The following is a 21,666-nucleotide window of genomic DNA, read 5'->3' as shown; positions in this document are numbered from 1 at the left end:
CGGTCCCGTCCCGTGTGGCGCAACCTGCTGGCTCTGGCCGTCGTCGCCGCGGGAGCGACCTGGTACCTCACCCAGGACACGGTCCGCGACGTCGACCTCCGCCACGCCGCCCGCTTCCAGACCATGCGGGAGGCCCTGCACGACATCGCTCAAGCGCTGCCGCAGGAAGGGCAGGTCCGCGACACCGGCTGCCCAGGTGTGCCCGAGGGCGAACAGCTCTTCGACCACCCGGACGTGCACGCGCAGCAGTACCCCAGATCCGTCGGCAACACCGTCGTGCTCACACCACAGCAGCTGACCGACCCCACGTCCTTGCTGAGACAGAACTTCCACGACTACCTGCCCGCCGACGAGGACTACGAGCCGTACGTCGAGGCGGTCTCACGCATCCGCTACGTCGTCGTGCCCCGCACGTTCAACGTCGACATCGGCCCTGTCGACGCCCTGACGTTCACGGGTGCCACCGCGAGCGCCGAAGCCGTCATCGCCGACCTCACCACCCGCACCATCCTGTGCAGCGTCACCACGACCGCCACCCTCGCCGCCAACGAGATCAGCTACACCTACCGCGACCCCGAGCACCGCGACGAGAACGCCAAAGCCGCCATCGCCAGCGCCGTGACGAACTCGGCGATGACGGCCCTGCAGTTCAAGCTCGACGTCCTGCGCCACGGCAAGATCGACCTGCGTCACTGAGTCCGGGCCGGTGATCAGGCCAGCGCCCGCAGAATGATCCGCTCGACCACCCGCGTCTTCGCGTCCGCGTAGTCCTGCACCCGGTCCCACGTCCGCGCCGCCAACGCGCGCTTCGCCCGCTCGTACTCCTCACGGTCCCGCGGATGCGAGCGCAGCCGGTCGCGGAACACCAGCATCCGATCGACCTCCTCGCTCGCGGGGGAGAAGACGTGCAGGTTCACGTCCGGCACCGTGCTCTTCAGCAGCCGGTGCCCGTGCCACGAACGCTCCCGCAACCGCAGGTAGTAACCCGCCTCCACCAACGCCGGCACGTAGGCGTCCTCGTCGTCCGAATCCGGCACCACCAGCAGGATGTCGATCACCGGCTTCGCGACCAGCCCCGGCACCGACGTCGACCCCACGTGCTCCAGCCGCACCGCCGCGTCACCCAGCGCCGCCCGGATCCTCGCCTCCTCGGCCCCGAACCACCGCGACCACACCGGGTCGTACTCCCGCAACACGATCGGCCCGTCGTGCGGCGGATCCTGCGTCACGAACTCCACGTCCCCCGGCTCCGCCCGCCACGTCAGGTAGGCGCGCTCGAGGATCTCCAGCACCACCTCGCTCTTCGCCGCCGCGTAGTCCTGCACCCGCTCCCACTCCCGCGCCGACAGCTCCCGCTTCACCCGCGCGTACAGCTCGCGGTCGGAGTCGTTGTCGCGCAACCAGTCCCGGAAGATCAGATGCCGCCGCACCTGCGCACACCCGCGCGGAAAGACGTGCAGGTTGATGTTCGTGTCCGGGCCCTTGAGGATCCGGTGGTGATGCCAGTCGTCCTCTTGCACGCTCATCCGATACCCAGCGGCCTCCAACGCGGGCACATACGACTCGCCCGCGGCATCATCCACCACCAGCAACAGGTCGATCACCGGCTTCGCACACAGGCCCGGCACCGACGTCGACCCCACGTGCTCCAGCCAGGCACCCGGCAGCGCGGCCAGAATCCGCTCGCGTTCCCGCTCATAAAGGCCCGGCCAGGCAGAGTCGTAGTCGGCAAGTTCGATGTTCATGACGTCCCCAGAACTAGGCAGTCGGCCAGAATATCAACTACCGAACAGGTCACCCGCCGAATCGACGCGCTCCAGCACCTCGTCCGCCGTGAACACCAGCTCCTCGGCGGCCTCGCAGTCCTCGACCTCGTCCCACGTCAACGGCGCCGACACCGTCGGCTTCTCCCGAGCCCGCAACGAGTACGGCGCCACCGTCGTCTTCGCCGGGTTGTTCTGCGACCAGTCGATGAACACCTTCCCGGTCCGCGCCGCCTTCGCCATCGTCGCCACGATCAGCTTCGGGTGCTCGCGGGCCAGCCGTTGCGCGATCTCCTTGGCGTACTCCGAGGTGTCCTTCGCCGGGGCGTACGCGTACACCTGCATCCCCTTGTTGCCCGACGTCTTCGCCCACGAGTCCACACCGTCGTCGTCCAGCACCATCCGCACCTGCTCCGCCACCCGGCAGCACTCCACCACCGACGCCGGCGCCCCCGGATCCAGGTCGAACACCAGCAGATCAGGATCCCGCTTGCCCCCGCGCGGCCCCACCGTCCACTGCGGCACGTGCAACTCCAGCGCCGCCAGGTTCGCGAGCCACACCAACGTCGCCAACTCGTCCACCATCACGTAGTTGACGGTCTCGTTGCCCTTCGAACTGCCCGGCGACTCCAGCCGCATCGTCCGCACCCAGTCCGGCCGGTGCTCCGGCGCGTTCTTCTCGAAGAACCACTTCCCGTCCACCCCGTTCGGGTAGCGCTTGAGCGTCACCGGCCGGTCCTTCAGATGGGGGAGCAGCACCGGGGCGATCCGCGTGTAGTAGTCGATGATCTCGCTCTTGGTGAACCCGAACTCCGGATACAACACCTTGTCCAGGTTCGTCAGCTTCAGAATCCGGCCTTCGACCTTCACCGTGGCATCACTGCTCAACGCGACGCACCTCCTCCGGCGACTTGTCCGGCCGCAGCCCCCGCCACGCCGGAAACCGCATCCGCCCGTCCGGCGTCCACTGCCGGAACACCACCTCCGCCACCAGCTCCGGCTCCACCCACAACGCACCCTTCGACCGTTCCCGCGGCATCTCCGTCACGAACGGGGACTTCTTGCGCGCCAACGCCTTCAGCCGCGGCGTCAGCACCGCCAGCTCCGCGTCGTTGAACCCCGTCCCCACCGATCCGGCGAACGCCAGCCCACCGTCCTGGGGGATACCCAGCAGCAACGCCCCCACCACCCCGGCACGCTTGCCTTCACCCGGTCGCCAGCCACCGATCACCACCTCCTGCGCCATCAGGTCGGTGATCTTGCGCCACACGGGCGACCGCAGCCCCGGCTGATAGGTGGCGTCCAGCCGCTTCGCCACCACCCCCTCCAAGCCCTGCTCCCGGCTCGCGGCCAGCACCGCCGCGCCATCGGAGTCGTAGGACGGGGGAGTGAGCCAGTTCGGGCCCTTCAGCTCCAGCTCTCTGAGGAGCTCACGGCGTTGACGAAAGGGCAGTTGCAAGGTCGAACGGCCGTCCAGGTGCAGCAGATCGAACAACAACAGCGTGATCGGGTACTGACGAGCCGCCCGGCGCGCGGCCTCGGACTTGCTCACGTGCATCCGGTTCTGCAACGCGCTGAAACTCGGCCGGCCGTTCTGCAACGCGACGATCTCACCGTCGAGCAGCGCCTCGGTCGACCCGAGCTGCTCACCAACACCCTGCAGCTCGGGGTAGGCGACGGTGATGTCGTTGCCGAGACGCGACCAGGCTTGGACGCGGCCACCTTCCACCCGCAGGATCGCCCGGACACCGTCCCACTTGAACTCATAAGCCCAAAGATCATCATCGTCCTGGGGGAGGGGACCGGGCGTCGCCAGCATCGGCTTGAGCTGCTCCGGCAGCGTCACCCAGTCCGGCCGCACCGGAGCATGCCGGCGCTTCATCATCCAGTTCTTGCCGTCCGTGCCCGACCGGAAGAACACGAACTGCCCCTCGGTGCGATGACCGTGCAAGATCACATCGACCTCGCGGTCCGACCACTTCACCGTCTCGTACCGGCCGCGATCCCAGATGAACATCTCGCCGCCGCCGTACTCACCCTTCGGGATCTCCCCGGAGAACTCGGCATATTCGAGCGGGTGATCCTCGGTGTGCACCGCCAGCCGGATCACGTCCGTCGTCGGCGGCAAACCCTTCGGCACCGCCCACGAGACCAGCACACCATCGCGCTCCAGCCGCACATCCCAATGCAGGCTGCTCGCGTGATGCTCCTGAATCACGAACGTGTCGTTGTCACCATGCGGAAGTTCGTCAGCACTCGGCACGGGCTCCGGCGTCCTGGCCGGATCCCGCTTGCGCCGGTACTCGTCGAGCCCGGCCATCTACGCAGACGTTGCCTTCTTCTTCGGAGGAGCCTTCTTCGCCGCACCCTTGCGCCCGGCTTTCGCCTTCTCCACACTGCGCTCCAGAGCCGTCATCAGATCGATGACATCGCCCTTCTCCTCGGCCTCGGGCTGCTCCGGCAACTCCGCGCCCTCCGCCTTCGCCGCGATGACCTTCTCCAGCGCGTCCCGGTAGTCGTCCGTGAACGTGTCCGGATCGAAGTCCCCGGCCATCGACTCCACCAGCGACGTCGCCATCTTCAGCTCCTGCGGCCGCACCTCCACGTCCTGGTCCAGGAAGTCGAACTCCGCCTTGCGGATCTCGTCCGGCCACAACATCGTGTGCATCACCAGCACGTCATCACGCGCCCGGATCGTCGCCAGCGTCTCCTTCTGCCGGATCGTGATCTTCACGACCGCCAGCTGACCCGTCTTGACCAGCGCGTCCCTCAGCAACACGTACGGCCGAGCCGCAGCCTTGTCCGGCTCCAGGTAGTACGTCTTCTGGAAGTAGATCGGATCGATCTCCTCCGCCGGCACGAACTCCAGGACGTCGATCGACTTGTCCGTCTTCACCGGCAACTTGTCGAAGTCCTCGTTCTCCATGATCACCATGCGGCCGTCATCAAGCTCATAGCCCTTGGTGATGTCCCCGTACTCCACCTCGTTGCCGCACACCGAGCAGACGCGCTTGTACTTGATGCGCCCGCCGTCCTCCCGGTGCACCTGGTTGAAACGGAAGTCGTGCTCCTCGACAGCCGAGTAAAGGCGCACGGCGATCGTCACCAACCCGAAGGAGATGGCCCCACGCCACACGGATCTCATCTTCATTGGGTACCCCTGAAATGCGGTTTTCGCACTATCAGGTCACCCATTCAGCCTAACGATCCGGCAACTGAGCGACCCCCGGCTCAAGCGTCATAGCCGAGAGTGCCGCATCGGAGTGGAGCACCGCTAGATGTCCTTGAGCGCCCGGTACGTCCTGTTGCTCGCCACGGCCGCCCGCCGCTCCCGCGCGGTCGCCTCGATGTAGTTCTGACTCGTCGCCAGACTCGCGTGCCCCAGCAACGCCATGATCTCGCTCGCCGACGCGCCGTCCTCGGCCAGACGGGTTGCGAAGGTGTGCCTCAACGCGTGCAGGTTCGCGCCCGTGGGCACCCGGTCGTTCAGCCCAGCCCACCGGAAACACGACTTGACCAGGTACTCCAGGCCACCCCTGCCGATCGGCTCGCCGTGACGGTCCCTCAAGAGCGCTGAATCGCGGTCGAAACGGCCCTGCGGGAAACGTTGCTTGCAGCTCTTGAGGTAGGCGTCGACGATGCGCTCCATCGGCGGCTCGATGGGGACACTCCGATCGCGGTTGCCCTTGCCCTTCACGTGCAGCCGCTTGTCACCCTCCCGCCCGACGATGCTGGCGAGCGTCAGCGTCCGCATCTCGGCACTTCTCAAGCCTGCGACCAGGCCCAGCGCGATGACAAGCACGTCCCGCTCCGGCCACGGGTCGCGCCCTTGCCGTGCCCCTTCGGCGGCGGCGGTGAGCAGTTGCTCGGGAGTGTCCTCGCCTCGCAGCGGCTTGGGCACGAGCGGCGGGGTCTTGGGGCGGGCGATGGCGCCCATCGGGTTGCCGGCGATCAGGTCCTCGGCCACGCAGAACTTCAGGAACTGGTTCCAGGTCGACCAGGCCCGCAGCACCGAGCTCTTGGCGTGCGTGTCCGCGAACAGCCCGAAGGCCCGCCGCAGGTTGGCCCCGGTGAGGTGGTGGGTCGTGAGGTCCTCGACGGGGGAGAGGAGTGTCTCGGCCAGGAGTGTGTTCACGCCGGAGAGGTCGCGCTGGTAGGCCGCCGTGGTGTGCGGCGAGTCCTTGCGAGTCCGGCGGGCGAGGAAGAAGGCGTCCTGGGCGGCGAGCACGTGCATATGGATCTTGTACCGCACGGCACCGACAATTCCGTGTTCCGTGCTGGATAATGGCGATTATGCATGAAATGTCCGTTTCGCCCGAGTTCGCCGGGCGCTGGACCAGGTGGCGTCACTTGTCGGGGATCGTGAGCGTAATGAGCCGCCGCTGCGTACGTCTCACTGACGAGTCGTCGGTGTCGACCGCGCTCCGACATCGCCGGTGTTGAGATGTTGTGGCGTCTGCAAGAGCGACCGGCCTGCCCGCCGGATGAGCTTGCAGACGCGCCAACACCGGCGTTTCAGCCCCTTCTGAGACGATCTTCGCAGGTCGCCGTTTCGCCGATAATCTACATTATGTCAAGTAACGCGGATCTGGCCTCGGCGAGAGGTCTCTCCTGCCAAGCTTGCGGCCATGTCTGACTGGGGTCGGTTCGTGGAGTGCGTGCCGTGGTTCGTGTCGCCGGGTTCTGAGGTCGTCGTCGGGTCTACGTCCGTTTGGACGCGTGGTGCGTTGCCGGGCCTGCCGCGGCTGTCCGCTCTGTTGGCGTCTGCTCGCGTGACACCGGTGTCCGTCGCGGGTCGTCCTTATGAGTTGTTGTCCTGGGGTTCGTCCGGATGGCTCTGTGAGCCGCCTTCTGAGGGCGACTCCTCACACCCCGATTCGCTGCGCGCGTTCTGGCGCGTGTTCGGCGGGACCGTGGAGCAGTTCCACGGGCCGTCGACGTTGTGGCTGAACCAGAACCAGGTGCTGACGGTCGACGCGGCGTCGCTGTCGTTGTCTTCGGTCATCTCTGAGTACGGCTGGTTGTGGACGGATGCCGGGTTGGAGGTTCCGGTCGAGGAGATGCGGGATTACGTCACCGTGGCGATAGAGGCCAACGGGAACCTGACGGCCGCGCACCGCGAGACGGGGCGTCTCGTGCTGTTCGCGCCTGACCACTCGTTCTCGGACGTCACGCCGTTGGCCGGGTGTCCGCCGCGTTCCTTGTACTCGTTCGACGAGCTGCCGGACCTCGCTTCGTGGATCGAGTCGTGTGCGGGCGCGTGGCAAGGCGCACTCTCGTGATCGATGAGTTCGCCAAGGAGTACCTGCACAGCGATCTGCGTGAGACGCGTGAGGTGTTGTTGTGGAAGCTGGATGGTCTCAGCGATGCGGAGATCCGTCGTCCGCTCGTCGCGAGCGGGACGAACCTGCTGGGGTTGGTGAAGCATCTGACGTTGACGGAGTCGCGGTACTTCGGCGAGGTGTTCGGGCGGCCGTTTCCGGAGCCGTTGCCGCGCTGGGACGACCTGGCGGCGCGTGGCTCGGACATGCGTGCCGCTCCTGGTGAGTCCCGTGTGGACATTGTGGAGCGTTATCGGCGCGTGTGGGTGCACTCGGACGCGACGATCAGTGCACTGAAGGTGGACTCCCCCGGGTTTGTGCCGTGGTGGCCGCGTCCTGACGTGATGTTGTTCAACGTGTTGGTGCACGTGCTGACGGAGACGGCGCGGCACGCGGGGCATGCGGACATCTTGCGGGAGCAGTTGGACGGTGCGACGGGTGTGGGGCCGTGAGGCAGACTCCCCCGCATGCGTTTTGCGATTTACGTGCCTTGTTACGGCGACACTTACGGTGATCCCGCGGTGTTGAGCTCTCTGGCTGTTGAGGCGGAGGCGGCCGGGTGGGACGGCTTTTTCATGTGGGATCACGTGGTGGCGCAGCCTTTGGTGGCTGATCCGTGGGTGACGTTGGGTGCGGTGGCGGCGCGGACGTCCCGGATCACTCTCGGGCCGATGATCACGCCTGTCCCCCGGCGTCGTCCGTGGAAGCTGGCGCTGGAGGCGTCGACGTTGCAGCGGTTGTCGGGTGGTCGGCTGGTGCTCGGGGTCGGGATGGGGGTGCCGCGGGATTTCACCTCTTTCGGTGAAGCCGCGGATGCTCGGTCGCGGGCGGCGCGGATGACCGAGGGTGTCGAGGTCGTGCGGAAGTTGTTGTCGGGCAAGCCTGTTGAGCATCACGGCGATGTGTACGAGGTGTCGGGGGTGCGGTTCGCGCCGGTGGAGGTGCCGGTGTGGACGTCGGGGATCTGGCCGCGGAAGGTGCCGTTCCTGGCGGCGGCGCACGCGTCGGGGTTGTTCCCGATCATTCAGGACGGGTCTGGTGGGTTCGCGGTGGCGTCGCCGGAGCAGGCAGCGCGGATGAAGGCTGATTTCATCGCCGCCGGCGGGCCTGCGGATGGGGATTTGGCGATCTGGGGTGGTGGGGCGCGGCCGTCGGCGGCGCAGGTGTCGGAGTACGCGGACGCTGGGGCGACGTGGCTGTTGCTGGACGGGTGGAAGGCGTCGCTGGAGGAGCTGCGGTCGTACGTTTCCGCTGGTCCGCCGCGTTAGAACGATCTTGTCGGGGGTGCTTGGCACACTCGGGGCATGAGGTGCGCGATCTATGTTCCGAACTTCGGTGCGTCGCTCGGTGATCCTTCGGTGCTGGTGTCGCTGGCGGTCGAGGCGGAGTCGGCGGGGTGGGACGGTTTCTTCCTGTGGGATCACGTGGTGCGGCCGGATGAGACCGTTCTGGCCGATCCGTGGGTGACGCTGGGGGCCGTGGCGGCGCGTACGTCGTCGATCCGGCTGGGGCCGATGGTGACGTCGCTGGGGCGTCGGCGGCCGTGGAAGGTGGCTCACGAGGCGTCGACGTTGCAGCGGTTGTCGGGTGGCCGGTTGGTGGTGGGCATTGGTGCTGGGGTGCCGGACGACTACGTGCCGTTCGGCGAGCGGGTCTCGCGTGCGGAGGCGTTTTCCGAGGGCGTCGAGTTGTTACGTGCCTTGTTGTCCGGCGAGGTCGTCCACCATCGGGGTGAGCTGTTCCGGGCTGAGGGTGTGCGGTTCGCGCCGGTGGAGGTGCCGTTGTGGATCGGCGGGAACTGGCCGCGCTCGATTCCGTTCCGGGCGGCGGAGCACGGTGCGGGTGTGGTGCCGGCGACGTTCGTGGACGGTGAGCTGGTGGTGCTCTCCCCCGGTGATGCCGCGCGGATGAAGGCGGATTTCGTGGCGTCGGGTGGGCCGGCTGACTGCGATGTGGCGATCTGGGGTGGTTCGTTGCCGGAGGAGGTGAAGGAGTACGAGGCCGCAGGGGTGACGTGGATGTTCACCGATGGTGGCGCGCGGGATCTGGAGGGGCTGCGGGCGTTCGTGGCGGCTGGTCCCCCGTCAGGCGCTTAGGCCTCGGAGCAGGGTGTCGAGGTAGCGGCGTGCGGTGGGGAGCCGGTCTGCGGGCCCGTCGCTGTGGACGTAGGTGGCGTAGGCGACGCCGCACATGAGTGGGACGAGGTCGCCGTCGGCGAGGTCTTCTCGTACCGCTCCGGCAGCGCGGGCGCGGGTGAGCAGTTCGGTGCCGATGGCGATGATCTGCTGCTTGAGCTCGGTGGTGCGCGGCAGGGTGTCCGCGGCGGTGGCGGCGACTTTGGCGAGGGCGGGGTCGCTGACCTGGGCTTCGACGAGCCGTTTGAGGTAGTCGGAGAAGGCGTGCCAGGGGTCGTCGTCTTCGAGTGCTTTGCGGCCGTGGTCGGCGATGGCTTCGAGGCAGGGCGTGGCGACGGTCTCGAGGAGCGCTTCGGTGGTCGGGAAGTGCCGGTAGACCGTGCCGACGCCCAGGCCTGCGCGGCGGGCGACGTCGTTGAGCTGCAGCGGGGTGCCTTCGTCCACGAGTTCGCGGGCGACGGTGAGGATGCGGTCCCAGTTGCGGGCGGCGTCCTTTCGCTGCGGCGTCATGTCACCAGTTTAATTGGATACGCCATCCGGAACGCGGATCTGCGGCAGGTGCTGTTTCGTGAGCCTGCGCACCGCGGCCACCACTCGCGGGTCGGTGGCGGCCTTGATGGGTGTCACGGGTGTCCCCTGTACGCCGATCAGCTGTCCGGTGGCCAGGGTGTCGTCGGTGGCGGCCACGATCGACGAGCGGGCGGCGGCCGAGGCCGGGCCGGACGTGGATCGTTCGAACCTGCGTCGTACGAGGGGCCAGAGGAGCCGGAGTCCTGGCGAGACGATCTTGGGCTTGCGCATCGTGCCGTCGGTCATGTCGGTGGCGGCGCCTCCTGGATCGGCGGCGAGCACGTCGACTCCGCTCCCCTGCAGTCGTTGGGCGAGGTCGAGGGTGTGGGCGAGGTTCGCGAGCTTGGCCCGTCCGTACCAGTGGAAGCCGTAGTAGCCGCCGGGTGGTTCGGCGTGGTCGAACACCTTCTTGGCCAGTGCGACCGCTCCGGTGGTCACGTTGACGACGCGGCTGGGTGCTCCGGCCCTCAGGGCTGGGAGCAGCAGTTCGGTCAGGAGTGCGGGTGAGAGGTGGTTGACCACGAAGGTCGCCTCCACCCCGTCGAGGTCGGTGCGGTCCGCGAACATCGCGCCGACGTTGTTGACCAGCACGGTCAGGTCGCCCTCGTGCGCGATCCGTTCGCCGAGCGCCTGCACCTGGTCGAGTGAGGACAGGTCGGCCTGCAGGAACCGGGCGGGCTCCCCTTCCTCGGCGTTGATCCTTTCGACGGCTCGCGCGCCCCGTTCCGTGTTGCGTCCGACGACCGTGACCGCATACCCGGCCTTCGCGAGCCCGAGTGCTGTCTCCAGCCCGATGCCGCCGGTCCCCGCGGTGACCACTGCCTTGCGCGCCATGACGACCCCAATCCGGATAGCGAATCCACTTACTGCCGCCGACGCTAGCACACATGCGGATGAGCTATCCGTTTCATCGTCGTGGAGAATGCGGCCGTGGATCTTGGGGTGATCGGTCAGGCGGCCGGCATGTTCGCGGTGACGAACGTCGACGACCTGGTGATCCTGGCGCTGTTCTTCGCCCGCGCCCGCTCCGTCTGGCAGGTCGTCGCGGGCCAGTACCTGGGTTTCGCGGGCATCCTGGCCGTCGCGGTACTCGGTGCGCTCGGCGCCTCGCTCCTCCCCGAGCAGTTCCGCCCGTGGCTGGGCCTGATCCCCCTGGCTCTTGGCCTCAAAGCGGCGTGGTCGCTGTGGCGCGGCAACGGCGACGATGCCGAGCCGGACGCCGCCCCAGGCCTTATCGCCGTGGCGGGCGTGACGCTCGCGAACGGCGGCGACAACATCGGCGTCTACGTCCCGGTGTTCACCGTCGCCGACTCGCTGTGGATCTACGTGGCGGTGTTCCTGGTCCTGGTGGGCGTGTGGTGCCTGGCGGGCTGGTTCCTCGCCTCACGCCAGGTGGTAGCCCGCGCACTGGCCAAGTGGGGCCACATCGTGTTGCCGGTCGTGCTGATCGGCATTGGGCTGTTGGTGTTGTTCTCGGGCTGAGCGCCCGCGTGGTCGTGTAAGAAGCTTCGGGTGCGAAGGACCTACACCTACACCGAGGCCGTGAAGATCCTCGGCGGCAAGGACCACCCGGTCGTCGCCGCCATGGACAAGCTGCTGGGCGGCGCGCTGCTCGCGGGTTCGCTGGGGTTGTGGCAGGTCCTGGACCTCTTCGACGCCAAGCCGGACTTCACCCGCCTGTTCTCCGACCTGGCCAACAAGGTGTCCGAGAAGCGCCGCAAGCTCAGCCGCTACGACCGCACCCAGCGGCTGCAGGCGGCACACGCGGTCGTCGTCGTGACGGCGTTCTTCGAGACGTTGCGATCGCTGGACCTTCCGCTCTCCTTGTCTGCACAGGACGACGAGCACGTCGCGACGTTCGCTCCGTTCGATCTCCACGTGCCGCTGCCGTCCGCTGCTCGCCCGTACGAGGAGAACCTGGGCGCGATCCTGGACTTCTACCAGGGCCTGACGAACGACCTCGTCGCCGTGATGAGCTCGCTGGCGGCGTGGGACGACCTCAACGACACCCAGCAGGACCAGACGGCCGAGGCGATCGAACCGCTGGCGGCGATGGCCGTCGGACGGTACGAGGAGTTGTTCCGGCAGCTCGCGGTGGACTTCCCCGAGGTGGCGTTCTGGTGCTCGGTCGAGGACCACCGGGCGACGCGGGTGGCGTTGGCGCGTCTTGAGGACGTGCTGCGAGAGACCACGGCGGACCACACCGCCGACGAGCGGCTCGCGGAGCTGGCCGGTGTGTACGGGGCCGCGCTGCAACGTCCGCTGGTCAGGTCGGCCGAGGTGCCGGCGGGGCTGTGGATCCCGGCATTGGGCGAGGCCTACGTGGACCCGCGCTTTCAGGTGCTGGCGTCGTCGGTGCGCTCGACGGTGCCGTCGATGGCCGAGGTGTGGCAGCGGCTGCCGGAGCGGTCGGACCTCTACGCCTACCTCGTGGGGCACCTGACGTCACCCGCGGCGTTGGTCGCTCCGCTGCTGGTGCTGGGTGATCCGGGGTCGGGCAAGTCGGTGCTGACGGAGATGCTCGCAGCGCGGTTGCCGGCGGCGGACTTCACCGTCGTGCGGGTCGAGCTGCGCAGCACGCCGGTCGACGCCGATCTGGTGCGGCAGATCGAGCACGGCCTGCACCGGCTGCTGGACGAACCGGTCAGCTGGGCCGGGTTCGCGCGGCAGACCGGCGGTGCGCTGCCGGTGGTGATCCTGGACGGACTGGACGAGCTGATGCAGGCCACCGGGGTGAGCCAGACCCGGTACCTGAGCGTGATCGCGGAGTTCCAGGACAAGCTGCTCGCGAAGGGCCGGCCCGCGGTGTTCGTGGTGACGAGCCGGTTGAGCGTGTGTGCCGGGCTTGAGCTGCCCGAGCAGTCGCACGTGGTGCGGTTGCTGCCGTTCTCCGACGACCAGGTGCGGCAGTGGCTGGACGTGTGGAACGCGCGCAACCAGCCGCTGCCCGCCGAGGTGGCGCTGTCCTATCCGGCCCTGGCCGAGCAGCCGTTGTTGTTGCTGTTGCTGGCTTTGTACGACGCCGTGGACTCCTCCCTGCAACGTGATCACGCGTCGCTGAGCCAGGGACAGCTGTACGAGCGGCTCTTGCGGGAGTTCGGCCGGCGTGAGGTCACCAAGTCCGCGCACGACCGGGCGGACGCCGATCTCCGCGACGACGTCGAGACCGAGCTGGAACGGCTGTCGGTGGTCGGGCTCGCGATGTTCAACCGTGGCGCGCAGTGGGTGGCCGAGCACGAGGTGACCGCCGACCTGGCGAGCCTGCTGGGCGTCGAGTCGCCGGACCGGTTGACGGGGACGCGCACTCCCCTGTCCGCCGGCGAGTCCGTGCTCGGGCGGTTCTTCTTCGTGCAGACGTCCGAGGCGGTACGGGAGGACCACACGACCCTGCGGACCTACGAGTTCCTGCACGCGACGTTCGGCGAGTACCTGGTGGCCCGCTACATCTGGCGGACACTGCTCGACCTGAGCCGGGCCGATGGGGTCCGATCTCGCCGCAAGTCCACAGTGGACGACTCGGAGCTGTACTCCGTGCTGTCGTTCACGGCGCTCCCGACGAGCAAGCCGGTGCTGGACTTCCTGCGCGAGTTCGCGGACGACGCGGACAGGGACGCGCTGTTCGACTTCGTGGTGCGGTTGTTCGCGGCGCGGAACGAACGGCGACTGTCCCGCGGCGCCTATGAGCCCAACCAGATGACCGACTCCGCCCGGGACGCGACCTACTCGCTGAACCTGATCTCGCTGGCCCTGGTTCTGCGCGAGAAGATCTACGCGCCCGACCTGAAGATCGAGGTCGAGGACTGGCAGCGGGAGGCGTTGTTCTGGAAGTCCCGGCTGGCGTCGGCCGAGTGGGCGAGCGTGGTGCGCGGGTTCTGGGTCGAACGGGACCGCGACCGCCACTTCGCCGTGAGCCTGAGAGTCGGCACCGGGGACTCGGATCCGGGATGGGCGCTGATGGCCGAGCCATACGTGACGCTGGACGATGTGGCTGTGACGCTACGTGACACAGTGACGCCACTTGCGGCGATGCATGGCATCGGCACCACGGCCGCGCTGATCGAGTTGATGGCGACGCCGGTGGAGAAATGCGTGCCTCTGCTGCGGCGACTTGCCATACGTGTTCTGTCCCCGACCTTGGTGATGGAGGACGAGATCTGCACGCGACTCGGGCGAGGTGGCGACGACCTGGCAATTCTGAGGGAGTTCGGGAGTGTCGTGGCGGAGGCCCGGGTGGAGGCCCTGGACGCGTGGCTGCGACTGCACGAGCGGGGGTTTCGATTCCCCTCCATCCGCGACTACCCAGATGTGCCGGAGTACCTGAGCACGCATGACCTTCGCAGGCTGACCGTGAGCAGGCCCGACCTGCTCAAGCGGGCCAGAGCGGCTGCTGCTGATCTGGGTCTTGAATGGCCGCAGTCAAGCTCGAAGCCATCGCGGCCAGGTCCCGTTCACTGAGGTCGCGCTCCCCCACCCGCCGCAGGATCTCCGAGCGGGAGCACACCACGACCGCGCCCAGGCGTGAGCCGAGCTCGGCGGCGGCGACTATCTCGGTCGTGCCGTTGTGCACCACCAGGATCGGGTCCGGGGTGTCGGTGTAGAGCAGGCGCTCGATGTCCCGTCCGGTGATGGCCATGGTCAGTCTTGTACGGCGCGGGTGTAGCGCGCCGCAAGAGAGCGAACGTGTTCGACCAGTTCCGGCGGCGAGGTGACCTCGAAGTCGTAGCCGAGCATGCCGAGCCACACCGACAGCGTCTCGACCGAGTCGGCGCCGGTGACGAGGACGCAGGACGTGTCGTCGACGGCTTCGACGGTGCCGACGGCGAGGGTGATGCGGTCGGCGACCACCTCGGCTGGGGCGTGGACGAGGACGCGGGCGTGGAAGCGCCAGGCGGCTTGGGTGACGCGCGAGGCGATGTAGGTGGTGGCGTCGAACTCGCGCGGGGGGAAGCGCGGGCCGTGCGGCGGCACGGGCGGGGAGATGCGGTCGACGCGGAAGCTGCGCCAGTCGGCCTTGTCGGCGTCCCAGGCGACGAGGTACCAGCGGCGGCCCCAGTTGACCAGGCGGTGCGGTTGCACACGGCGGCGTGAGGGCGTGCCATCGTGGGCGCTGTAGTCGAAGCGGATGGTCTCGCTGTCGCGGCAGGCGGCGGCGAGGGTGGAGAGCAGTTCGGGGTCGAGTGCGGGTGCTGGGGAGTCTCTGGGGACGGACTCGACGTGCTGCAGGGCTGAGACGCGGTGGCGCAGGCGGGACGGGAGCACCTGTTCGAGCTTCAGCAGTGCGCGCAGGGAGACCTCTTCCAGGCCGGTGACGGCGTTGGTGCGCAGGGCGGCGGCGACGGCGACCGCCTCGTTGTCGTCGAGCAGCAGCGGGGGCAGTTCGGCGCCGGCGCCGAGGCGGTAGCCGCCGAAGCTGCCGGTGGTGGCGTTCACCGGGTAGCCGAGCTCGCGCAGCCGGTCGACGTCGCGGCGGACCGTGCGCTGGCTGATCTGCAGTTCGTCGGCGAGTTCGGAGCCCTGCCAGTCGCGGCGGGACTGCAGCAGGGCGAGCAGGCGGAGCAGGCGCGCCGAGGTTTCCAACATGGACGCAGACTTTAGGACAGGAGCTGGCCACAATGGCGATTAGCGTCGGTGTCATGACGGAGATCAGGGAGTTCCACATCGCGGTCGACGAGGCGGACGTCGAGGAGCTGAAGTTCCGGCTGGCGCGGACGCGGTGGACGGACCAGGTGCCCGGCGCGGGCTCGGCCTACGGGGACGACGTCGAGTCGGTGCGGGAGATGGCCCGGTACTGGGCGGAGGAGTTCGACTGGCGGGCGGTGGAGCGCAGGCTCAACTCCTTCCCGCAGTTCATCACCGAGATCGACGGCGCGCACGTCCACTTCCTGCACGTGCGCAGCGAGAACCCGGACGCGTTGCCGTTGCTGCTGATCCACGGCTGGCCGGGGTCGATCATGGAGTTCGTGGACGTGATCGAGCACCTGCGCGACCGGTTCCACCTGGTGATCCCCTCGATCCCCGGCTTCGGGTTCTCCGGGCCGACCCTCGAGCGGGGCTGGCACTCCGGGCGCATCGGCAAGGCCTTCGCCGAGCTCATGGCCCGGCTGGGGTACGCCAAGTACGGGGTGCACGGCAACGACGCGGGCTCGCTCATCGCGCCGGAGATCGGCCGGGCGGATCCCGAGCACGCTGTCGGGATCCACGTGACGCAGATCTTCTCGTTCCCCTCGGGCGACCCGGCCGAGATGGAGGGGCTGACCGAGGACGACTACCGCAGGCTCGGTGTGCTGCAGAACTTCTACGAGAACCTGTCCGGGTTCCAGAAGCTGCAGCAGGCGCGGCCGCAGAACGTCGCGTTCGGGCTCGCGGACTCCCCCGTCGGCCAGCTCGCCTGGACCATGCAGCTGATGGGCGAACCGGCCGTGACCAAGGACTTCCTGCTCGCGAACGTGTCGATCTACTGGTTCACCCGCACCGCGGGCTCCTCGGCGCGGCTGTACTTCGAGGACGCGCACCGCGAGGACGTGCCCACCGAGCCGACGACCGTGCCGATCGGGGTGGCTGTCTTCGCCGACGACTTCCAGACCATCCGCCGCTTCGCCGAGCGCGACCACCGCAACCTGGTGCACTGGTCGGAGTTCGACACCGGCGGCCACTACTCCGGGCACGACGCGCCGGAGCTGCTGGCCGGTGATCTCAAGGTGTTCTTCGCGAAGATGTAGTGCATGGCGCAATGGGTTGAGGCAGGACTGTGGGGACTGGCAGGCGGCGGGGCTCTCGTGGTGGGCGCTCTCGTCGCCTGGTTCCTGCGCGTGCCCCGCGACGTCGTGGCCGTCGTGATGGCGTTCGGCGCCGGTGTGCTGACCGCGGCGGCGGCGTTCGAGCTGGTGGACGAGGCGGAGCGCAAGGGCGGCCTGCTCGCCACCGCTGCCGGGTTCGTCGGTGGCGCGGTGATCTACGTGCTCGCGAACGTCCTGCTGTCGCGGTACGGCGGGCGGCATCGCAAGCGCAGCAGCAACCAGCCGTCCGAAACCGACCAGGCCGGCAGTGGCACGGCGATCGCGGTCGGTGCGCTGCTCGACGGGGTGCCGGAGTCGGTCGTGCTCGGCGTCTCGCTGCTGGGAGGCGGCGGGATCGGGGTGACGATGCTCGCCGCGGTGTTCATCTCGAACGTCCCGGAAGGACTGTCCAGCGTCGCCGGCATGAAGCAGGCCGGTCGTGGGGCGAAGTACGTGTTCGGCGTGTGGGGTGCGATCGCGGTCGCGAGCGGGATCTCGGCGGCGCTGGGGAACCTGTTGCTCGACGGCGCGTCACCGCAGCTCATCGCCGTGATCACGGCCGTTGCCGCGGGGGCGATCCTGGCGATGATCGCGGACACGATGATCCCCGAGGCCTACGAACGCGCCCGCCTCTACACCGGCCTGTGCACCACGGCAGGGTTCCTGACGGCCTTCGTGGTGGAACGACTGGGGTAGTTCGGCCAGGGTGCGCGTGCGGCCGGGGGCGTGGTGGAACGGCTGGGCTCCTTCACTGGCGCGCTCTTCCCGGCGGCGGTAGACAGCGGCCATGGGTGTTCCGCTGGTGGACTTGTCCGGGTGGTTCGACGGCACCGGGCGTGCCGAGGTCGCGGCGCGCATCGACGCGGCGTTGCGGGAGTCCGGGTTCCTGCTGGTCACCGGACACGGCGTGCCCACCGAGCTCCGCGACCGCACCCGTGAGCTGACCCGCAGGTTCTTCGCACTGCCCACCGAGCAGAAGCAGCGCTACGCCGTGCGCACCGGCGGCCGCGGCTGGCTGCCACCCGACGTGCAGGCCACCGGCCGGTCCGGCGGCGCGATGGCTCCCCCGGACCTGAAGGAGACGCTGACGTTCGGCTCGGACTCCGGTGGAGACGACCCGTTCTTCTTCCGCCCCAACGTCTTCCCGAGTGAGGTGCCCGAGCTCGAACCGGTCGTCACGGACTACCTGCGCCGGATGCGCGCGCTGGCCGACGAGCTGCTGACGATCTTCGCGGTCGCGCTCGGCGAGCCCGAGGACATGTTCACCCGCCACACCCGCACGCCCTCGTACAACATGAACGTCAACCACTACCCCGCGCTGCGGCACGTCGGCACCGCCGGTCCCGGGCAGTTCCGCATCGGCGAGCACACCGACTTCGGCACCGTCACCATCCTCGACCGCCAGCACGGCGTCGGCGGGCTGCAGGTCCGCACCGCCGACGGGGTGTGGGAGGACGCGCCGTTCGACCCGGCCGCGTTCACCATCAACATCGGCGACCTGATGGCCCGCTGGGTGTCGGACCGGTGGCGCTCCACCCCGCACCGGGTCCTGCCACCGGACGCGTCGGCACCCGACGAGGACCTGGTGTCGCTGATCTTCTTCTACAACACCGACGCCGACGCCCGGATCGTCTCGCTCGACGGCCGCTACCCCGAAGTCGGCGGCGGGGACTACCTGAAAGCCAAGCTGGAGGCGATCTCCATCGGGTAGAACAGAGGCCATGGCGATCGGTGAGCTCTACGACGTGGTGATCGACTGCCCGGACACGGCCGCGCTGGCCGAGTTCTACCGGCAGCTCGTCGGCGGCGAGATCCTCGACTCCGACGGTCATTGGACGACCCTGGCGACGCCGCGCGGGCGGGTGTCGTTCCAGCGCGTCGACGACTACTCGCCGCCCCAGTGGCCTGGGCAGGCGCACCCGCAGCAGATCCACCTCGACGTCATGGTGACGAACCTCGACGAGTCCGAGCCGCTCGTGCTGGAGCTCGGGGCGACGCTGCTGCGGGGATCGTCGAAACCGGAAGGGTGCCGCGTCTACGCCGACCCCGCCGGACACCCGTTCTGCCTGGTCACGAACTAGATTGTGGTCGGCGGCGATGTGATCAGGAGTTGGTGGGTACTTGCCGACGCCGACAGAGCCAACGCCTGGGAAGCGACCGGCTAGGCCCGCCACACGGTCGCGCTGCGGGTCTCGGTGCTCTCCAGCGTGAGCGGCACCGGCACCTCGTACCGGGCCTGCGCGCGGAACCGGTCGCGCGGCAGGTGCGCGCGGTCCGGATCCCCCAGCAGCACCAACGCACCCCTCGCCGCGGCGCGCATCAGGAACGGCAGCACCAGCGCCGTGATGTCGGCGTCGTAGAAGACGTCCCCGGCGAGCACGACGTCGGCGCCGTGGGCGTCGCTGTCGAGCTGGTCACCGGGCAACGTCCGCACCGCGACACCGTTGATCGCCGCGTTGAGCTGCACCGCCGCGAGCGAGAGCGGGTCGATGTCGTTCGCGGTCACCGAGTCCGCGCCCGCCAGCGCCGCCGCGATCGCCACCAGCCCCGACCCCGACGCCAGGTCGAACACCTTCCGGTCGCGCACCAGCCCGGGGTTGTCGAGCAGATGCCGCGCGAGGGCCTGGCCTCCCGCCCACGGGAACGCCCAGAACGGCGGCTGGTCGTGGTCGGTCAGCTCCCACAGGTCCATCGCCTCGACCGCGCTGTGCAGCAGCACCTCGGGGACCAGCGGCACCGGCGTGAGGGTCGTGTTGGCGAGCACGAAGTCGGTGAGCGTGGGCGCGGACATGACGGACAAGCTTAGGGGCAGCGCCGTCACCGCCCGCAGAGGCGAAAGTCCGCACGTTCACGAGGGGAACCGCCGGGCGTGGGATCACGTGCCGCCCGTGACGCGCAGGATCGCGCCGGTCGCGTAGGACGACTCCTCCGACAGCAGCCACGCGATGGCGTTCGCGATCTCCTCGGCCTCACCGGGCCTGCCCATCGGCACCCGCCCGGCCACCTTGTCCGGGCGGTCGGGCTGGCCGGAGAGCTGGTGGATGTCGGTGCGGATGGTGCCCGGCTGCACGCAGTTCACCCGGATCCCGCGCGGCGCGAGCTCCTTGCCCAGGCCGATCGTCAACGCGTCCACCGCCGCCTTCGTCGCGGCGTAGTGCACGTACTCACCTGGACTGCCCAGCGTCGCCGCCCCCGACGACACGTTCACGATCGCGCCCCGAGTCATGCGGCGGGAGGCCTCACGGGCCACGAAGAACGCGCCCATCACGTTCACGTCGACCACGCGGCGCAGGTCCTCGGTCCGCAGCTCGGCGAGCGGGCCGGACGGGGAGGTGATGCCGGCGTTGTTCACCACGCCGGTGATGTCGTCACCCGCCTCGTCGAACAGCCGCGCGACGTCGTCCTCGTTGCTCGTGTCGGCCTGCACGGCCAGGACGCCGAGCTCCTTCTCCAGTGCGCGCGCCTCGTCGGCGGCCTGGCGGTAGCTGATCACGACCCGATGCCCGTCGCGCACGAGCCTGCGCGCGGTTGCGGCACCGATACCCCGGCTTCCCCCGGTGATCACCGTTGTCATGCCACTCACCCTAGTGCGTATACTCGGCGCCGAGTATTTGGGAGCGGATATGCTGTTCAAACGCACGAATCCCCTGGCCCTCGCAGTGCTGGCCCTGCTGGCCGAGCGGCCCATGCACCCCTACGAGATGGCGCAGACCATGCGCGAACGCCACCAGGAAGAGGTCATCAAGCTCAACTACGGCTCGCTCTACACCGTCGTCGAGCAGCTCGCCAAACACGAGCTGATCACCGCGAGCGCCACCCAGAAAGCCGGCAACCGCCCCGAACGCACCGTCTACGCGATCACCGACACCGGCACGTCCGAGTTGCACGACTGGCTGCGCGAGCTCATCGCCCTGCCCGCCAAGGAGTACCCGCGGTTCGAGGCCGGCATCTCGATGGTCGGCCTGCTGCCCCCCGACGACGCGCTGGCCGTCGTCGAGCAGCGGTGCGCGGCCGTGGACGAGCAGCTCACCGCGCTGGCCGTGCTGCTGGAGAGGCTCGCCGGCATGGGCCTGCCTCAGCTCGCCTGGATCGAGCTCGACTACCGGATGGCCATGGTGCGTGCCGAACGCGCCTGGCTCACCTGGTTCGCCACCGCCACCCGCGAAGGAACCGTCGGCGGGTACGACCACTGGGAGGAGAAACACCGATGAGACTGCTGTTCGAGGTGTCCGGCGTGGTGCGCGCGCCGCTGGAGGACGTGCGCGAGCGGATGTTCGCCGACGCCGGGGAGTCCGGGTCGCACCGGCTCGTCGACCGCTCAAAGGGCGTGATCGCCTACTGGGGCGACTGGTGGTACCGCGGCGAGGACACGCTGCACCCCCACCCCGAGGGCGCGCTGATCGTGCACCGCGTCTACAACATCGCCCAGCAGGGCAACTGGGCCCCGTACCTGGCCAACAAGCTGTTCATCGGCTACCGCGCCCGGCTGGAGACGGCGATGCGCGAACGCGTCAGGCAGCTCGAAGCGGGGTAGCCGTGCACCACTGATGTTCGAGCCGAGGAGGCTTAGGTAAGGGTGTCCTTATTCCTCACCCGAACGGCCGTATAGAGTGTGCAGATGAGGTGCTCGATACTCTCCGACTTCGCGGGCGAACCGCTGGCCGGCACGGCCGCGACCGCGACGGCCTGGCTGTGTCTGGAACAGCCGGGCCCGTGGGGCCGCGACGCGATCGTGGAGAGCCACCTCGACCCCGAGCTCGGCGCCGAGCTGCAGCGCCGCGCGGCCGGCACCGGAGTCCGCATCCTGCTCATCCGCCGCCCCGGCAGGCACGCCGACACCCACGTCGGTGGCAGCCGCCGCGTGTACCTGGCCTCGACGAAGCCCGGCGCCTCCTGGCTGGAACAGGCCGATCTGGACACGCCAGAGGAAGCCCTGGAACTCGACTTCGAGGCACTGGGCCAGGGCCGTTCGACCGCGTTCGGCACGCCCGTCGAAGATCCGCTGCTGCTCGTGTGCACCCGTGACATCCGAGTCGAGGAGGTGCCGGACGCGTCCATCAAGGACGCGACCGACGTCGTCGTCCGGGTCGAGCTGGCGTGC

General features: G+C 68.6%; 24 protein-coding genes and 1 pseudogene. 14 read left to right on the top strand and 11 right to left on the bottom strand.

Features of this window, described 5'->3' with window-relative positions:
* Positions 1–12: 12 nt before the first annotated feature.
* On the top strand, positions 13–696 hold the full coding sequence (locus tag ABZX92_RS18210) for a hypothetical protein (protein ID WP_355560254.1): 684 nt from the start codon (positions 13–15) through the stop codon (positions 694–696).
* Between the two features lie 14 nt (positions 697–710).
* Here the strand turns inward: ABZX92_RS18210 and ABZX92_RS18205 are convergent, their stop codons facing one another.
* The 5 genes from ABZX92_RS18205 to ABZX92_RS18185 all read right to left on the bottom strand — a co-directional run bounded on the left by ABZX92_RS18205 (position 711) and on the right by ABZX92_RS18185 (position 6,015).
* The gene (locus ABZX92_RS18205) at positions 711–1,745 is read right to left on the bottom strand and encodes a GrpB family protein (protein ID WP_355560251.1); all 1,035 of its coding nucleotides are present in this window, start codon (positions 1,743–1,745) and stop codon (positions 711–713) included.
* A 33-nt stretch (positions 1,746–1,778) separates the two neighbouring features.
* Complete coding sequence (gene ligD / locus ABZX92_RS18200; RefSeq protein ID WP_355560248.1) at positions 1,779–2,651, bottom strand: non-homologous end-joining DNA ligase; 873 nt, start codon at positions 2,649–2,651, stop codon at positions 1,779–1,781.
* Positions 2,641–4,083 (bottom strand): non-homologous end-joining DNA ligase, encoded by a 1,443-nt coding sequence (ligD, locus tag ABZX92_RS18195; protein WP_355560245.1) that lies wholly within the window; start codon positions 4,081–4,083, stop codon positions 2,641–2,643. Before ligD (ABZX92_RS18195) ends, ligD (ABZX92_RS18200) begins: the two co-directional genes overlap by 11 nt.
* Positions 4,084–4,908, bottom strand: a complete 825-nt coding sequence (locus ABZX92_RS18190; protein ID WP_355560242.1) for a Ku protein — start codon at positions 4,906–4,908, stop codon at positions 4,084–4,086. It abuts the gene before it with no gap.
* Positions 4,909–5,037: 129 nt separating this feature from the next.
* Entirely contained in the window at positions 5,038–6,015 is a 978-nt protein-coding gene (locus tag ABZX92_RS18185; protein WP_355560240.1) for a tyrosine-type recombinase/integrase, read from the bottom strand.
* A gap of 376 nt (positions 6,016–6,391) precedes the next feature.
* Here ABZX92_RS18185 and ABZX92_RS18180 point away from each other — a divergent pair, with 376 nt between their 5' ends.
* Genes ABZX92_RS18180 through ABZX92_RS18165 form a run of 4 tightly spaced genes read left to right on the top strand, consistent with a single transcriptional unit; the run spans position 6,392 to position 9,180 of the window.
* Positions 6,392–7,045: a hypothetical protein gene (locus tag ABZX92_RS18180; RefSeq protein ID WP_355560237.1), complete on the top strand. Its 654-nt coding sequence runs from the start codon at positions 6,392–6,394 to the stop codon at positions 7,043–7,045.
* Positions 7,042–7,536 (top strand): DinB family protein, encoded by a 495-nt coding sequence (locus ABZX92_RS18175; RefSeq protein WP_355560235.1) that lies wholly within the window; start codon positions 7,042–7,044, stop codon positions 7,534–7,536. The genes ABZX92_RS18180 and ABZX92_RS18175 overlap by 4 nt, the downstream gene beginning before the upstream one ends.
* Before the next feature lie 15 nt (positions 7,537–7,551).
* Positions 7,552–8,352: an LLM class flavin-dependent oxidoreductase gene (locus tag ABZX92_RS18170; RefSeq protein ID WP_355560232.1), complete on the top strand. Its 801-nt coding sequence runs from the start codon at positions 7,552–7,554 to the stop codon at positions 8,350–8,352.
* A gap of 36 nt (positions 8,353–8,388) precedes the next feature.
* Positions 8,389–9,180: an LLM class flavin-dependent oxidoreductase gene (locus ABZX92_RS18165; protein ID WP_355560230.1), complete on the top strand. Its 792-nt coding sequence runs from the start codon at positions 8,389–8,391 to the stop codon at positions 9,178–9,180.
* On the opposite strand, the gene ABZX92_RS18160 is transcribed toward ABZX92_RS18165, so the two are convergent.
* Both ABZX92_RS18160 and ABZX92_RS18155 read right to left on the bottom strand, forming a co-directional pair.
* Complete coding sequence (locus tag ABZX92_RS18160; RefSeq protein WP_355560227.1) at positions 9,169–9,729, bottom strand: TetR/AcrR family transcriptional regulator; 561 nt, start codon at positions 9,727–9,729, stop codon at positions 9,169–9,171. The two genes, ABZX92_RS18165 and ABZX92_RS18160, sit on opposite strands and share 12 nt — an antisense overlap.
* Positions 9,730–9,738: 9 nt before the next feature.
* The gene (locus tag ABZX92_RS18155; RefSeq protein WP_355560224.1) at positions 9,739–10,623 is read right to left on the bottom strand and encodes an SDR family NAD(P)-dependent oxidoreductase; all 885 of its coding nucleotides are present in this window, start codon (positions 10,621–10,623) and stop codon (positions 9,739–9,741) included.
* 96 nt (positions 10,624–10,719) lie between these two features.
* Between ABZX92_RS18155 and ABZX92_RS18150 the strand changes: the two genes are divergently transcribed.
* Positions 10,720–11,271 carry a cadmium resistance transporter gene (locus ABZX92_RS18150; RefSeq protein WP_355560222.1) on the top strand — a complete coding sequence of 184 codons (552 nt, stop codon included), beginning with the start codon at positions 10,720–10,722 and terminating at the stop codon, positions 11,269–11,271.
* 30 nt (positions 11,272–11,301) lie between these two features.
* Positions 11,302–14,244, top strand: a complete 2,943-nt coding sequence (locus tag ABZX92_RS18145; protein WP_355560219.1) for an ATP-binding protein — start codon at positions 11,302–11,304, stop codon at positions 14,242–14,244.
* On the opposite strand, the gene ABZX92_RS18140 is transcribed toward ABZX92_RS18145, so the two are convergent.
* Positions 14,156–14,422, bottom strand: a complete 267-nt coding sequence (locus tag ABZX92_RS18140; protein WP_355560216.1) for a hypothetical protein — start codon at positions 14,420–14,422, stop codon at positions 14,156–14,158. The two genes, ABZX92_RS18145 and ABZX92_RS18140, sit on opposite strands and share 89 nt — an antisense overlap.
* Positions 14,423–14,424: 2 nt before the next feature.
* The gene (locus ABZX92_RS18135; protein ID WP_355560213.1) at positions 14,425–15,369 is read right to left on the bottom strand and encodes a YafY family protein; all 945 of its coding nucleotides are present in this window, start codon (positions 15,367–15,369) and stop codon (positions 14,425–14,427) included.
* Positions 15,370–15,422: 53 nt separating this feature from the next.
* Here ABZX92_RS18135 and ABZX92_RS18130 point away from each other — a divergent pair, with 53 nt between their 5' ends.
* From ABZX92_RS18130 to ABZX92_RS18115, 4 genes are all read left to right on the top strand, one after another.
* Complete coding sequence (locus ABZX92_RS18130) at positions 15,423–16,508, top strand: epoxide hydrolase family protein (protein ID WP_355560210.1); 1,086 nt, start codon at positions 15,423–15,425, stop codon at positions 16,506–16,508.
* A 3-nt stretch (positions 16,509–16,511) separates the two neighbouring features.
* Positions 16,512–17,261 carry a ZIP family zinc transporter gene (locus tag ABZX92_RS18125; RefSeq protein ID WP_355560208.1) on the top strand — a complete coding sequence of 250 codons (750 nt, stop codon included), beginning with the start codon at positions 16,512–16,514 and terminating at the stop codon, positions 17,259–17,261.
* 91 nt (positions 17,262–17,352) lie between these two features.
* Positions 17,353–18,276: a 2-oxoglutarate and iron-dependent oxygenase domain-containing protein gene (locus ABZX92_RS18120; protein WP_355560205.1), complete on the top strand. Its 924-nt coding sequence runs from the start codon at positions 17,353–17,355 to the stop codon at positions 18,274–18,276.
* A gap of 10 nt (positions 18,277–18,286) precedes the next feature.
* Positions 18,287–18,646 (top strand): VOC family protein, encoded by a 360-nt coding sequence (locus tag ABZX92_RS18115; RefSeq protein WP_355560202.1) that lies wholly within the window; start codon positions 18,287–18,289, stop codon positions 18,644–18,646.
* An 80-nt stretch (positions 18,647–18,726) separates the two neighbouring features.
* On the opposite strand, the gene ABZX92_RS18110 is transcribed toward ABZX92_RS18115, so the two are convergent.
* Both ABZX92_RS18110 and ABZX92_RS18105 read right to left on the bottom strand, forming a co-directional pair.
* Complete coding sequence (locus ABZX92_RS18110; RefSeq protein ID WP_355560199.1) at positions 18,727–19,356, bottom strand: 50S ribosomal protein L11 methyltransferase; 630 nt, start codon at positions 19,354–19,356, stop codon at positions 18,727–18,729.
* Positions 19,357–19,440: 84 nt separating this feature from the next.
* Positions 19,441–20,139, bottom strand: coding sequence for an SDR family oxidoreductase (locus tag ABZX92_RS18105; protein WP_355560196.1), 699 nt, complete (start codon positions 20,137–20,139; stop codon positions 19,441–19,443).
* A 49-nt stretch (positions 20,140–20,188) separates the two neighbouring features.
* Here ABZX92_RS18105 and ABZX92_RS18100 point away from each other — a divergent pair, with 49 nt between their 5' ends.
* From ABZX92_RS18100 to ABZX92_RS18090, 3 genes and pseudogenes are all read left to right on the top strand, one after another.
* Entirely contained in the window at positions 20,189–20,776 is a 588-nt protein-coding gene (locus tag ABZX92_RS18100) for a PadR family transcriptional regulator (RefSeq protein ID WP_355560193.1), read from the top strand.
* Positions 20,773–21,099, top strand: coding sequence for a hypothetical protein (locus tag ABZX92_RS18095; protein ID WP_355560190.1), 327 nt, complete (start codon positions 20,773–20,775; stop codon positions 21,097–21,099). Before ABZX92_RS18100 ends, ABZX92_RS18095 begins: the two co-directional genes overlap by 4 nt.
* An 84-nt stretch (positions 21,100–21,183) precedes the next feature.
* Positions 21,184–21,666 (top strand): annotated as a pseudogene (locus ABZX92_RS18090) (hypothetical protein); the annotation flags it as partial.

The sequence above is a fragment of the Lentzea sp. NPDC006480 genome (assembly GCF_040611995.1).
Lineage (GTDB): Bacteria > Actinomycetota > Actinomycetes > Mycobacteriales > Pseudonocardiaceae > Lentzea.
Note: the sequence above shows the minus strand (reverse complement) of the source record. Positions and strands in the feature narration are given on the sequence as shown.

Coding starts and splice junctions, on each gene's coding strand:
- ABZX92_RS18180 (WP_355560237.1), top strand. CDS start 6,392: ATGTCTGACTGGGGTCGGTTCGTGGAGTGCGTGCCGTGGTTCGTGTCG.
- ABZX92_RS18165 (WP_355560230.1), top strand. CDS start 8,389: ATGAGGTGCGCGATCTATGTTCCGAACTTCGGTGCGTCGCTCGGTGAT.
- ABZX92_RS18115 (WP_355560202.1), top strand. CDS start 18,287: ATGGCGATCGGTGAGCTCTACGACGTGGTGATCGACTGCCCGGACACG.
- ABZX92_RS18110 (WP_355560199.1), bottom strand. CDS start 19,356: ATGTCCGCGCCCACGCTCACCGACTTCGTGCTCGCCAACACGACCCTC.
- ABZX92_RS18130 (WP_355560210.1), top strand. CDS start 15,423: ATGACGGAGATCAGGGAGTTCCACATCGCGGTCGACGAGGCGGACGTC.
- ABZX92_RS18170 (WP_355560232.1), top strand. CDS start 7,552: ATGCGTTTTGCGATTTACGTGCCTTGTTACGGCGACACTTACGGTGAT.
- ABZX92_RS18095 (WP_355560190.1), top strand. CDS start 20,773: ATGAGACTGCTGTTCGAGGTGTCCGGCGTGGTGCGCGCGCCGCTGGAG.
- ABZX92_RS18160 (WP_355560227.1), bottom strand. CDS start 9,729: ATGACGCCGCAGCGAAAGGACGCCGCCCGCAACTGGGACCGCATCCTC.
- ABZX92_RS18155 (WP_355560224.1), bottom strand. CDS start 10,623: ATGGCGCGCAAGGCAGTGGTCACCGCGGGGACCGGCGGCATCGGGCTG.
- ABZX92_RS18120 (WP_355560205.1), top strand. CDS start 17,353: ATGGGTGTTCCGCTGGTGGACTTGTCCGGGTGGTTCGACGGCACCGGG.
- ABZX92_RS18190 (WP_355560242.1), bottom strand. CDS start 4,908: ATGAGATCCGTGTGGCGTGGGGCCATCTCCTTCGGGTTGGTGACGATC.
- ABZX92_RS18205 (WP_355560251.1), bottom strand. CDS start 1,745: ATGAACATCGAACTTGCCGACTACGACTCTGCCTGGCCGGGCCTTTAT.
- ABZX92_RS18135 (WP_355560213.1), bottom strand. CDS start 15,369: ATGTTGGAAACCTCGGCGCGCCTGCTCCGCCTGCTCGCCCTGCTGCAG.
- ABZX92_RS18140 (WP_355560216.1), bottom strand. CDS start 14,422: ATGGCCATCACCGGACGGGACATCGAGCGCCTGCTCTACACCGACACC.
- ABZX92_RS18100 (WP_355560193.1), top strand. CDS start 20,189: ATGCTGTTCAAACGCACGAATCCCCTGGCCCTCGCAGTGCTGGCCCTG.
- ABZX92_RS18125 (WP_355560208.1), top strand. CDS start 16,512: ATGGCGCAATGGGTTGAGGCAGGACTGTGGGGACTGGCAGGCGGCGGG.
- ABZX92_RS18105 (WP_355560196.1), bottom strand. CDS start 20,139: ATGACAACGGTGATCACCGGGGGAAGCCGGGGTATCGGTGCCGCAACC.
- ligD (WP_355560245.1), bottom strand. CDS start 4,083: ATGGCCGGGCTCGACGAGTACCGGCGCAAGCGGGATCCGGCCAGGACG.